Here is a 12,118-nt window from a genome sequence, read left to right as displayed (position 1 = left end):
TTCTATATGTACGTAGAAATTTACCTATAAAAAAAGAGACCCTTTCAAAAAAGGTCTCTTTTTTTCCATTATTCCTGCACCATCTCAACACCAGCTGGCTCTGTCTCTAAGACATATTCACTGTCCAATTCAACTGGCTGTTCCTTTAAATCTAGCACAGTTTGACGCTGATGCAGACAATCAATCTTTTGCGTGATCAAGACTAACAACTGTCTTAGACTTTCTTCTGTACTGATCTTGTTCTCTACGATGGCCTGGCATAAATATTCGATTTGGTGACTCTGCTCGAATAGCTCCAAATACCTTTCGCTATGTTTTTCATTTACGTGGATCGGCTGCCAATCGGTCATATGATAGTAACTATCATACATCACAAAATCTAAACGATAGACCGCTAGAACGAATAACTCGCGAATCTTTTGATTTTCTCTTAATAACTTCGCCAGTTCAGTTGAACCATTGGTAATTTCCTTGCCTAAATCTATCAACACAGCATAATTGTTTCTGTATTCTTTTTTCAACTTTTTATACAAGCGTGTTGTTCGCTTGACTTCCTTTTGCTTTTCATGATATTTCAAAAATTGAAACATCAGCAACGCCGCTAAAAAAGAAAAGAAGCAGCCAAAGAAAGCCGTTGACGCATTGATAAAAGTTTTTATGACATTAATATGTCCGCTGAAAAAATCTTTGTTAAAATAAATCAACCCAATACTGATTACAGCCATCACTTCGCCTACCAATAAAACTCCTAAAGCAACGATCAACTGTTTTTGTTTTTCTGAAATCATTTTTCACCACACATTCAAATTGAATGTTTCTCCTTATTTTTTTCTCACAACCCCTTAAAAATAAGTCCGTTCGCCCCCTTCATCCATTTATCTGACATTAAACGATTATTTTATACATATATAATTATTAAAATTATTTATTTATAATAATTGTTGCTTAAATTTCATTAGATAACTTTTTTTATTATATCATTTATCCTTCATTTAATAAAGACCTGCTAAAAATTTTTCTTTTTCACTTAAAAGCACGACAGAAAAACGCCATTGCCTGATTGAGGCAATGACGTTGATGGCTATTTTCAAGCAATTCTTCATATAATCCAATTTGAATTCAAAAAAAGCTCGAAATGTTAGAATATCATCATTTCGAGCAATTATTTGAGTTTTACCCCACAGAACCTTCCATCTCATACTGAATCAGACGGTTCAACTCCACAGCGTATTCCATTGGTAATTCTTTAGTAAATGGTTCAACGAATCCCATAACGATCATTTCGGTCGCTTCTTGTTCAGAGATTCCACGACTCATTAAATAGTACAATTGTTCTTCGGAGATTTTTGAAACCTTTGCTTCGTGTTCTAAAGAAACATTCCCATTCAAGATTTCGTTGTATGGGATCGTATCCGAACTTGATTGATCATCCATGATGATTGTATCGCACTCGATGTGGCTGAATGAGCCAGCGCTGTTCCGACCGAAACGGACGGTTCCGCGGTAGTCGACTGCGCCGCCATCTTTGGCGATGGATTTTGAAACGATCGAGCTGGATGTGTTTGGTGCATTATGGATCATGCGGGCACCGTTATCTAGCACGATGTTTTTGCCGGCTACAGCGATCGATAGCATGGTACCGCGGGCGCCTTTGCCTTCCATGTACACACTCGGGTATTTCATGGTTACTTTTGATCCCAAGTTTCCGTCGACCCATTCCATTGTCGCGTTTTCTTGGGCTTGTCCACGTTTGGTTTCCAAGCTATAAACGTTGTTTGACCAGTTTTGAATCGTCGTATAGCGGCAATAGCCGTCTTTTTTTACGAAAACTTCTACGACTGCGGCATGCAAACTGTCAGAAGAATACGTTGGTGCAGTACAGCCTTCAACATAGTTGATGCTGGCACCTTCGTCAACGATGATCAGTGTCCGCTCGAACTGACCAGTGTTTGCCGAGTTAATTCGGAAATAAGACTGGATCGGGATATCGGTCTTCACACCTTTTGGTACATAGATAAAGGTTCCCCCAGACCAAGCCGCTGAGTTTAGCGCTGCTAATTTGTTGTCTGATGGTGGTACTAATGTACCAAAGTATTCTTTAAATAATTCAGGATATTCTTTCAAAGCTGAATCAGTATCGGTGAAGACGATGCCTAATTTGGTGAACTCGTCTTTCATATTGTGATACACCACTTCTGATTCGTATTGGGCAGAAGCGCCGGCCAAGTAGGCACGTTCTGCTTCAGGAATCCCTAGGCGTTCAAAAGTTGTCTTGATTTCTTCTGGTACATCGTCCCAATCGCGAGCTGGTTTGTCGCTTGAACGAATGAAGTAGTTGATTTTATCGTAATCCAATTCGGACAAATCGGGTCCGTAACCAGGCATTTCTAATTTTTTGAATGTTTCTAACGATTTCAAACGGAAATCCAACATCCATTCTGGTTCTCCTTTTGCGCGGGAGATTTCGCGAATAACTTCTTCCGATAGACCTTCACCCGTGGTAAAGACGGGTTCGATATCATCGTGGAAGCCATATTGATATTCCTCTTGCATTTCAGGTACACTCATGTATTCCCCGCTCCTTATTCGTATTAATGTATTTATTTTCCCTACAGAAAAATAAGTTTGATTCTCATGCCGTATACCATTCTACTAAATCTGCTAAAGCAGAAAGTAGAACTGGCATCCTCATCGATTAATCTTTATGAAATTGTCCTTCAGTGGCTTTGCCTTGTTCGCTAGTTAGCGCTTTGCCTAAGGCTTTCCATGCTAAGGTCGAGCATTTGATCCGGGCGGGGAATTTTGCGACCCCGCTGAGCATCGCCGCATCACCTAAGGCTTCTTCATCCTTTTCAGGAATCTCATTGCCTTGAACCATTTGGGCAAAAATCACTGCTAAATGTTCAGCTTCTGAAACCGGCTTGCCGATCACAGCGTCAGTCATCATGGATGCACTCGCGGTTGAAATCGAACAACCACTGCCGGAAAATGCGATATCTGTAATGATGTCGTCTTTCAGGATTAATTCCAGTTCGATCACATCACCGCAGGTGGGATTGTTCATCTCGATTGTTTGCATAGACTCATTCAGTTTGCCGCGATGATGCGGATGAGAAGAATGATCCAAGATTACTTGCCGATATAAATTATCTAATTTAGATAGCGCCATCTTTGAAAAACTCCTTCGTCGCCTGAATTGCTTCGATCAAACGGTCCGCGTCTTCTTTCGTATTGTAGAAATAGAAGCTGGCCCGCGCCGTCGCTGGCAGATTCAAATAGTTCATTAAGGGTTGTGCACAATGGTGGCCGGCCCGAACCGCAATCCCTTCCATATCTAGCGCGGTCGCCACATCATGGGGATGGATGCCCTCTAGATTAAAAGCAATCACGCCCGTATGATCTTTAGGATCTTGTGGGCCGTAAGTTGTGACGCCACCGATCTCATGTAATTTAGGTAAGACATAGTCAACCAATTCTTGTTCGTATTGATGAATCGTTTCCATCCCAATCTCATTCAAGTAATCAATCGCTGCCCCCAATGCGATGGCCCCAGCAATATTCGGCGTACCGGCCTCGAATTTCCAAGGCAATTCTTTCCAAGTACTGTCGTAAAGATTCACGAAATCAATCATCTCACCGCCAAATTCGACTGGCTCCATTTGTTCTAACCATTGGCGTTTGCCATATAAGACACCGATTCCTGTTGGTCCACACATCTTATGACCGCTAAAGGCAAAGAAATCTACATCCAACGCTTGGACATCGACCGTCATATGCGGTGCGGCTTGCGCGCCGTCCACGATCATCACTGCATCATGGGCGTGAGCCATTTTTGCTAACTCATTGATTGGATTAATGACACCTAGCACATTAGAGACATAGGCCAACGAGACAATCGCTGTTTTTTCGTTGATGATTTCTTTTGCAGCGGTCATATCAAGGAAACCTTCATCCGTTAATGGCAAGTACCGTAAGGTGGCCCCTTTGCGTTCCGCTAATTGCTGCCACGGAATAATATTGGAATGGTGTTCCATGTAAGAAATGACGATCTCATCGCCTTCCTTAATGAAAGCATCGCCATAACTGCGGGCCAACCAATTCAAGCCAGTCGTAGTTCCGCGGGTAAATAGAACTTCCGCTGTTTCCTGCGCATTGATAAAAGTTCGAACTTTTTCACGGCTATTTTCATAGTCTTCCGTCGCCCGCTCAGCTAACGTATGCACACCGCGGTGAACATTGGCATTGTCATGTTCATAATAATGGCGCAACACATCTAAGACTTGCGTTGGTTTTTGGGTAGTGGCTGCATTATCTAAATAAACTAACGGTTCATCATTTACTTCTTGGAAAAGAATCGGAAAATCGTTTCTAATCGTCGAAAAATCCCTCATTATTTATTCAACTTCCCTTCGATCGTAGCGATTAGCTGCTCTTGAGTCGCTTTGACTGGAATAGCAGTAATCACAGGTCCTAAGAATCCACGGATAACTAAACGTTCAGCTGCGGCTTTTTCTAGGCCGCGACTCATTAAGTAGAAAAGTTCATCTGGATCGACCCGGCCAACGCTGGCTGCGTGTCCGGCAGTCACTTCATTTTCATCAATCAAAAGGATCGGATTGGCATCACCGCGCGATTTTTCAGACAACATCAGCACACGACTTTCTTGCTGCGCATCGGCACCCTTTGCACCTTTTAAGATATGCCCGATTCCGTTGAAGGTCAAGGTTGATTTCTCTAAGATCACACCGTGCTGTAAAATGTGCCCAATCGTATGGGGCGCTTTATTGGTTACCCGAGTATCGATTCCTTGAATTTGTTTGCCGTCGCTGATGGCTACGATTTTGACTTCTGAATGAGAGCCTTCACCCACTAAGTCAGAATCAAAATCCGCGATGACATTGCCGTCATTCATGATTCCTAGTGCCCAATCAATCATCGAATCGCGCATCAAGTAACCGCGACGGTTCATGTAAGTCGCAATGTTCGCACCCAATGAATCAACTGCTGAGAATTTCACCCGCGCGCCTGGTTTTGTAATCACTTCAACAACTACATTTCCCGAAAGTTTCTTCGCCGCAGCTCCATGTGAATCAAAGCGTTCCAAGTAAGAAAACTCGCTATTGTCTTCCGCGACGATCAAGACATGTTTGAAGAAATGAGCGTCTTCATCACCATTATGCAAGAATAAACTTTCTAACGGTTCAGTAATTACGACATTTTTCGGTACGTATAAGAAAACCCCGTTGTTCATAAAGGCCGCATGTAAAGCTGTCAATGAATTTTCTTCAACCGGCACGGCTTTCGTCATGTAATATTCTTTAACTAATTCTGGATGCTCTTGCAACGCAGTCACTAAGTCGGTGAAAATGACACCTTTTTCGACTAATTCCGGTGAAATTTGTTCAAAAATTGTCGATTCACCTGCTTGAACCACCATGGGATTGTCCTTCATTTGATCAAAACTTGGGATCGTTCCAGCTACTGCTTGATGTTCAGGCTTCACATTGTATAGATTCCAACGAGCAAATTTGACTTTTTCAATCACCGGTAATGGCAACTCGTCGATTTTACTTAACGCATTGACCCGCAAATCGGTCATCCATTCTGGTTCGGCCCATTCAGCAGAGTAAGTTTTTACGGCGTCAAGATATTCTGTCCATTTTTTCATCTATCTTGCCCTCCTAAACTTCTTCTTTGTAGTCAATACCTAATTCAGCAGAGATTCCTGCATAGCCTTCAGCTTCTAGACGTTTTGCTAACTCTGCATCGCCAGTCAAGACCACTCGACCGTCCATCATAATGTGCACCACATCTGGCACAATATAATTTAAGAGACGTTGGTAGTGGGTGATAATCAAGGCACCAAAGTCATCCCCGCGCATTTCATTGATTCCTTTTGCAACAACTTTCAATGCATCAATATCTAACCCTGAGTCGATTTCATCTAAGATCGCAAAAGTTGGTTCAATCATTAACAATTGTAAGATTTCATTGCGTTTCTTTTCACCACCAGAAAACCCTTCATTTAAATAGCGTTCAGCCATTTCTTCTGGCATGTTCAACAGATCCATTTTTTTATCTAATTTTTTTAAGAACTGCATGACAGAAATTTTGTCATCTTCCGCACGCCGCGCGTTGATCGCTGCCCGCATGAATTCAGCATTACTGATTCCGGGGATTTCGCTTGGGTATTGCATCGCTAAGAACAAGCCTAGACGGGCACGTTCATCGACTTCTAGGTCTAAAATATTTTTGCCATCAAAAAGAATTTCGCCTTTTGTGACTTCATAATTGGGATTGCCCATGATCGCAGCGGATAAAGTAGATTTCCCCGTCCCGTTTGGTCCCATGATGGCGTGGATCTCGCCAGTCTTCATTACTAAATTAACACCTTTTAAAATTTCTTTATCTTCTATGGCTACGTGCAAGTCTTTGATTTCTAAAACTGACATGAAAGTACCTCCAAAATTTTTTTCTCGTTCTCACACATTTTAATCTAAATGAGAATGGAATACAAACCGATTCACCTATTTTCTTCCATAAAATCCTTCTTTATTTAGAATTATTATAAATTCAACTAGTTTACTTCTCCTATCGGCATTTCTGACCAATTTTTTTAGAAAGCCATCATTCTCCTCAATATGACGAAAAAAGGGTATGACCGAAGCCACACCCTTACATATAAATTTATTTTTCAACTGGTTTTACTGAACCGTCCCATTTTTCTAAGATCCAGTCTTGAACATCTTTTTCATGTAAGACTTTGATTAATTTCTTGATGCGGTCATCATCTTTATCTGCTGTGCGGACAGCAATGATATTCGCATATGGCGAAGTATCTTTTTCAAGTAACACAGAATCTTTTACCGGATTCAAGCCGGCACCATAAGCGAAATTGGCATTGATCGCAACTAGATCACCTTCATCATTACTATAGGTCGTTGCCAATAATGCTGGATCAATGGAATGATCGAATTTCAACTTCTTAGGATTTTCTGCAATGTCATCAAAAGTCGCTGTTTCTAAATCAACACCCTCTTTAACTTTAACCAAACCTGCATCTTGTAAGATCGTGATGATTCGGCCCCAGTCAGACTCTGAACTCGATGTAATGATTGTTGCACCGTCTTTTAGATCTTTAATATCTTTAATTTTTTTAGAATATAAACCCATTGGTTCGATGTGAATTGCACCAGCATCGGTGAATTTGTAGTCGTTCTCCTTGACTGCCTTATCAAAGAAAGGTTTATGTTGGAAGTAGTTCGCATCGATATCTTTATCGGCTAACGCTTTGTTTGGTAAAACGTAGTCATCAAATTTTTTGATTTCTAAATTCACGCCCTCTTTTTCAAGCAAAGGTTTTACATGTTCTAAAATTTCCGCATGAGGGGTTGGTGAAGCACCCACAACTAATGTATTGTTTTTTTCCTTGCTACTGCTGTCTGAAGATGCTGAATCGTTGCTGCTCCCGCAAGCTGCCAAGCCGATTGTTAATAATGCTACCGCTGCAAAACCTAAAATTTTCTTTTTCATTGATATTTCCTCCTAAATTTTTATTGCTTTATTTTTTAAGAATAAATTCTGTACTCCCAATATTGCTAACGCTTATCTGTTTTCTTCGTTAAGAAATCTCCGATGCCTTGAACGATGAAGACAATAATTAAAATAATCACGGTCGCCACCAGTGTGACAGTGTAATTTCCCCGTTGATAACCTTCTTGCCAAGCCAACGCGCCTAACCCGCCTGCGCCAATCGCACCAGCCATGGCAGTGAAACCAATCATCGAGACCGACGTAACTGTCAAGCCTGAGATCAAAGCCGGCAGACTTTCTGGAATCAATACTTTATAGATGGTCTGGAAATAGCTCGCCCCCATCGCATCGGCCGCTTCTAAAACTCCGGAGTCAACTTCGCGAAAAGCGATCTCAACTAAACGTGCATAAAATGGTGCGGCCGATAAGACTAATGCGGGGATCGCTGCTTTGGCACCCAACATAGTTCCGACTAACGCTTTCGTAAATGGAATGATCAAAACCATCAAGATCATAAACGGTGTGGAACGAAAAATATTGCTGAGGATCGAAACCAAACCATATAAGACACTCCGTGCAGTCGTATGCTTTCGTCCCAAAGAATAAAGCAGTAGTCCCAATAATAACCCTAGAACAAACACGATCAGCATCGAGATAACCGTCATGAACAAGGTATCATTGATGGCTTCTTTTAGCGTATCCCACGATACTTGCTGGAAATTTAAATATGTTTCTGAAAAGCTTTTATCCACGATGCAACACCTCCACTCCAACTTGTTGACTCTCGATGAACGCAAGCGCCTGATCAATGTCTTTGGCATCTCCGGTTAGCTGCACGGTCAAGGTACCGAATGAACTCCCGGTTGCACGTTCAATATTTCCATAGACAATACTGATATTGATCGGAAATTCGCGAATCGCTTGAGAGACGACCGGTTCATTGGCATTATTTTCTAAAAAGTGCAGGGTCGCTAATGTTCCAGTCGGATTCTCTTTGATAAATTCTTGCAATAAATCAGATGGATCAGCTTTTGGTTCAAGATCTTGCTGAACAAAAAGCTTGGTCACTTCCTGTTGTGGATGGCGGAAGACTTCGCGAACAGAACCTTCTTCGACGATTTTTCCTAATTCCATCACAGCGACCTTATTACAGATTTTACGGATTACATTCATTTCGTGGGTGATCAACACAATCGTTAAACCTAGTTGCTGATTGATGTTAGCAAGTAATTCTAAAACTTCTTCCGTTGTTTGCGGGTCCAAGGCACTGGTAGCTTCATCACATAATAAAATGTCCGGATCGTTAGCTAATGCTCTGGCAATTCCAACCCGTTGCTTTTGCCCGCCGGATAATTGAGCTGGATAGGCGTCCCCTCTGCCATCAAGGCCCACTAAGTTTAATAACTCTTCTGCCTTTTTTTGACGTTGATCTTTTGCTACACCCGCCAACTCTAATGGTAATTGAATATTCTCGATGACCGTCCTTGACCATAATAGATTGAAATGTTGAAAGATCATTCCAACTTTTTTCCGGAAGTTTCTCAACGTCGCACCTTGCAAGGTAGCGACATCTTCACCATTGACGACTACCTCTCCACTCGTCGGCGTTTCTAACCCGTTCAATAATCGAACTAGGGTACTCTTTCCTGCTCCAGAATACCCAACGATTCCGTAAACATCTTTTTCTTCAATTGCTAAATTGATTCCATTGACTGCGTGGATTGGTCCTGTTTTGCCGGCAAAACTTTTCCCCACTTGATTTAACTCAATCAAAACCATGTAACTACTCCCTTTCTAATTAACGAATGATTCATTGAAAAGTGTGACGAACAAAAAAGCTTCCGTCCTAAAAAATGTACGAATGTACATTTAGGACGAAAGCTTTGACTTTCGTGTTACCACCTAATTTTGTTCTGACCTCACGATCACAACCTCTACCAGTACTTGCGTATTGCGCATACTGAGGTGCTATAACGGGCACTCCCGTGATCGCCTTGATTTTTCAATCTCGTCGATCCTGCTCAAAGACCATTTTCCATCTCATTGCCGTAACCCCTTTTCAGCATACCGGAGCTCTCTTTGTACTTTAATCAGATGTACTTTTCTTTTCATCGCTTTCTCATGTGTATGAAAGAATTATATCAGGCGGAATTTCTCTTGTCAAACATCAAGTGAAAAAAATTTTATAAATTTTCAAACTCGGTTTCATCAATTTCACGTAAAGATAAAATCCAAGCATCTAGTTCTTCTTCAACATTCAATGCGGCTGGATCAGCAGCCACCTTTTCATTGATTGAAGCAACCACGCCGGTCAAAGGGCTTTTAAATTCTTGCACCGCTTTTTCTGCTTCGATTTCTAGCAATGGCTCACCGGATTTAACCGTTTGACCAATTTTCGGTAACGAAATAAACGTCACTTCACCTAAGGTTTCCGCCATTTCAGCTGTCAAACCCATGCAATAGTCTTTGTCATTATGTAAGATCCATAAACCATCATTTTTTTTCAAGTAACTCATTTGTTTGAAACGCTCCTTTTTCCTATTAAGGAAGCCATTTTTCCAAAGAAAAATGACTTCTCTGATTAACTTTAACAAATCTTTTTATCTGCTGACCTTGCGCTAAAAGTTAGCCTGATAGCTTTCGTAGTCTGCTTCTTTAAAGCCATTGATTAGAAACTGATCGTCTTTAATCAGTAATGGGCGCTTCACCAACATCCCATCACTGGCTAATAATTCACTGGCCTCTTTGATCGATAAATCAGCCATTTGATCTTTTAACCCTAGCTCACGATACTTGATCCCGCTTGTATTGAAAAAGCGTCGAATCGGCAATTCACTGGTCGTCAGCCAGTTTTCAAAATCAGCGGTTGATGGTGTCTCCTGAATCAAATCAATCGTTTCATAATCGATGCCCGCCTGATCCAACCAAGCTTTGGCTTTACGACAAGTGGAACATTTAGGATACCAATAAAATTTAAGCACGGCGTGTCCTCCTTACAGGTTGTTTGTCGGCACTTTGATAACGCATCGATAAAATCAAACCAATCCCAATCATATTTCCTAGAATTGATGATCCTCCCTGACTAATAAACGGTAACGGAATCCCAGTCAACGGTAACAATCCGATATTCGCCCCAATGTTTTCAAAGACATGGAACAGCATCATCATCACAATCCCCGATGCGATATAAGCATAAAACTCATTGTTCATATCAAAGCTTAACCGAATCATCCGATAAATCAAAATAAAATAAATCAGAATAACAAAAGCGCCACCAACAAAACCAAAATTCTCCCCGATTACCGTAAAAATCATATCTGATTCTCGAACCGGCACATACACATGGCTGACATTATAACCCGTTCCAAACAAGCCACCAGAACCGATTGCCATCAACGCATGGGCTAATTGGAAACTTTCCCCTTGCGGATCATGGAATGGTTCTAACCATGAGTCAATCCGCGCAAATTGGTAATTTTTGAAACCGAGATGGGTTAGCATTTCTCTACCAGTATCCGTTGCGACTAATAAAATTAACGAAATCCCAACCACTGCAGCTAAGGCAATTACTGGTATGACGATCAGCCAAGAAATTCCAGAAATCAAGAACATTCCTGCAAAAATTGCCAGAAAGACCAACATTGTCCCGAAATCCTTTTGGGCCAAGACTAAAACTAAAACCGGGATCGTCACCAACAACAACTTGCCAATCAGTACCAAATCGTTTTTCAACGTATGAAGTTTGTTTGTTACATTATGCTTAGTAATCGTTAACGCCATCATCAAGATATACGCAATCTTCATTAATTCAGAGGGCTGGAACGTTAATGTTCCAAACTTAAACCAGTTTTTGGAACCCGTCGAAGCAGCGAGCGTCGGATCATAATATTTTAATAATGCCAACATGACGGCTAAACCGATCACATAGAGAAACGGCGTCAAACGCCACAACAGTTTCGCATCGAAATGAATGATTACGACAATCGCCAAAGCTCCCACAACATACCAGACGGTCTGCATCACTAAGCTACGAAAAATATTGGGATCTCTTGGATCGTGGCTCAAGGCTACGTACAGAGAAAGCAGTCCAATCAAACATAATATAAAAACAGGTAAAATGATGCCGTAATCAATGCGGCTATCATTATCATTATTTCTTCTTAATCTATCCATTTTTCATCCCTTTTCCACCAATATACTCGTCTCATTATAGACGCTTCTCTGCTTAAAGAAAAGCCGCCATCGCTGACTTTGAAAAAACTTTATTCTTCTTGGAGATCTTGCCGTAAGAAATCGATCCTTCTCTAAATAATCAACTCTAGCAAACTGAACAACCAGACAATCAGAAACCTCCCGGAGTTCCAATTCTCCATAATAAATAAGAACGCCCAACAAGTATTTTGGTATTTGATAAAACGCTGACTTAAATCGTGCTTCTTCTATTACAAGTCATTTTCATTTTTTTGATGGAATAAAACCGTCACAAATAACGGTACCACAAAAGCTCCAAATATTTTTAGAAAATTTCTTGAATTTGTCGGCTAACGTTCCAGTGTTAGCGACCATAACAAAATTGAAGAAAAAA

12 protein-coding genes and 1 other annotated feature are annotated in these 12,118 nt (G+C 41.1%); all 12 genes read right to left on the bottom strand.

All coding sequences use genetic code 11. The features are described 5' to 3' along the window. Positions 1-68: 68 nt before the first annotated feature. The 12 genes from EP1_RS12860 to EP1_RS12800 all read right to left on the bottom strand — a co-directional run bounded on the left by EP1_RS12860 (position 69) and on the right by EP1_RS12800 (position 11,706). Entirely contained in the window at positions 69-788 is a 720-nt protein-coding gene (locus EP1_RS12860; protein WP_067628193.1) for a hypothetical protein, read from the bottom strand. Between the two features lie 385 nt (positions 789-1,173). Continuing rightward, positions 1,174-2,568: a Fe-S cluster assembly protein SufB gene (gene sufB / locus EP1_RS12850; protein ID WP_067628188.1), complete on the bottom strand. Its 1,395-nt coding sequence runs from the start codon at positions 2,566-2,568 to the stop codon at positions 1,174-1,176. Between the two features lie 127 nt (positions 2,569-2,695). Beyond that, a complete protein-coding gene (gene sufU / locus EP1_RS12845) occupies positions 2,696-3,169 on the bottom strand; it encodes a Fe-S cluster assembly sulfur transfer protein SufU (protein ID WP_067628185.1) in 474 nt (157 codons plus the stop codon). Beyond that, positions 3,156-4,391, bottom strand: coding sequence for a cysteine desulfurase (locus tag EP1_RS12840; RefSeq protein ID WP_067628181.1), 1,236 nt, complete (start codon positions 4,389-4,391; stop codon positions 3,156-3,158). The genes sufU and EP1_RS12840 overlap by 14 nt, the downstream gene beginning before the upstream one ends. Continuing rightward, complete coding sequence (sufD, locus tag EP1_RS12835) at positions 4,391-5,668, bottom strand: Fe-S cluster assembly protein SufD (protein ID WP_067628178.1); 1,278 nt, start codon at positions 5,666-5,668, stop codon at positions 4,391-4,393. The genes EP1_RS12840 and sufD overlap by 1 nt, the downstream gene beginning before the upstream one ends. Positions 5,669-5,681: 13 nt before the next feature. Then, positions 5,682-6,452 carry a Fe-S cluster assembly ATPase SufC gene (sufC, locus tag EP1_RS12830; protein ID WP_067628175.1) on the bottom strand — a complete coding sequence of 257 codons (771 nt, stop codon included), beginning with the start codon at positions 6,450-6,452 and terminating at the stop codon, positions 5,682-5,684. A 235-nt stretch (positions 6,453-6,687) separates the two neighbouring features. Next, on the bottom strand, positions 6,688-7,533 hold the full coding sequence (locus tag EP1_RS12825) for a MetQ/NlpA family ABC transporter substrate-binding protein (RefSeq protein WP_067628172.1): 846 nt from the start codon (positions 7,531-7,533) through the stop codon (positions 6,688-6,690). Positions 7,534-7,598: 65 nt separating this feature from the next. Beyond that, on the bottom strand, positions 7,599-8,285 hold the full coding sequence (locus EP1_RS12820; protein ID WP_067628169.1) for a methionine ABC transporter permease: 687 nt from the start codon (positions 8,283-8,285) through the stop codon (positions 7,599-7,601). Next, positions 8,278-9,312, bottom strand: a complete 1,035-nt coding sequence (locus tag EP1_RS12815) for a methionine ABC transporter ATP-binding protein (RefSeq protein WP_067628166.1) — start codon at positions 9,310-9,312, stop codon at positions 8,278-8,280. The genes EP1_RS12820 and EP1_RS12815 overlap by 8 nt, the downstream gene beginning before the upstream one ends. An 88-nt stretch (positions 9,313-9,400) precedes the next feature. Further along, positions 9,401-9,654: a binding site (T-box leader), on the bottom strand. 62 nt (positions 9,655-9,716) lie between these two features. Then, the gene (locus EP1_RS12810) at positions 9,717-10,049 is read right to left on the bottom strand and encodes a glycine cleavage system H family protein (RefSeq protein WP_067628163.1); all 333 of its coding nucleotides are present in this window, start codon (positions 10,047-10,049) and stop codon (positions 9,717-9,719) included. Positions 10,050-10,151: 102 nt separating this feature from the next. After that, positions 10,152-10,514, bottom strand: a complete 363-nt coding sequence (locus EP1_RS12805; protein ID WP_067628160.1) for an arsenate reductase family protein — start codon at positions 10,512-10,514, stop codon at positions 10,152-10,154. After that, positions 10,507-11,706, bottom strand: coding sequence for an FtsW/RodA/SpoVE family cell cycle protein (locus tag EP1_RS12800; RefSeq protein WP_067628156.1), 1,200 nt, complete (start codon positions 11,704-11,706; stop codon positions 10,507-10,509). Before EP1_RS12800 ends, EP1_RS12805 begins: the two co-directional genes overlap by 8 nt. Positions 11,707-12,118: the final 412 nt, after the last annotated feature.

It is taken from the genome of Enterococcus pseudoavium NBRC 100491 (genome assembly GCF_001544295.1).
In the GTDB taxonomy this organism is placed as follows: Bacteria; Bacillota; Bacilli; order Lactobacillales; family Enterococcaceae; genus Enterococcus_A; species Enterococcus_A pseudoavium.
Note: the sequence above shows the minus strand (reverse complement) of the source record. Positions and strands in the feature narration are given on the sequence as shown.

Bases quoted from the DNA above. Each gene is read 5' to 3' on its own strand.
- EP1_RS12860 (WP_067628193.1), bottom strand. From the start codon at position 788: ATGATTTCAGAAAAACAAAAACAGTTGATCGTTGCTTTAGGAGTTTTA.
- EP1_RS12840 (WP_067628181.1), bottom strand. From the start codon at position 4,391: ATGAGGGATTTTTCGACGATTAGAAACGATTTTCCGATTCTTTTCCAA.
- sufC (WP_067628175.1), bottom strand. From the start codon at position 6,452: ATGTCAGTTTTAGAAATCAAAGACTTGCACGTAGCCATAGAAGATAAA.
- EP1_RS12815 (WP_067628166.1), bottom strand. From the start codon at position 9,312: ATGGTTTTGATTGAGTTAAATCAAGTGGGGAAAAGTTTTGCCGGCAAA.
- EP1_RS12810 (WP_067628163.1), bottom strand. From the start codon at position 10,049: ATGAGTTACTTGAAAAAAAATGATGGTTTATGGATCTTACATAATGAC.
- sufB (WP_067628188.1), bottom strand. From the start codon at position 2,568: ATGAGTGTACCTGAAATGCAAGAGGAATATCAATATGGCTTCCACGAT.
- sufU (WP_067628185.1), bottom strand. From the start codon at position 3,169: ATGGCGCTATCTAAATTAGATAATTTATATCGGCAAGTAATCTTGGAT.
- EP1_RS12825 (WP_067628172.1), bottom strand. From the start codon at position 7,533: ATGAAAAAGAAAATTTTAGGTTTTGCAGCGGTAGCATTATTAACAATC.
- sufD (WP_067628178.1), bottom strand. From the start codon at position 5,668: ATGAAAAAATGGACAGAATATCTTGACGCCGTAAAAACTTACTCTGCT.
- EP1_RS12800 (WP_067628156.1), bottom strand. From the start codon at position 11,706: ATGGATAGATTAAGAAGAAATAATGATAATGATAGCCGCATTGATTAC.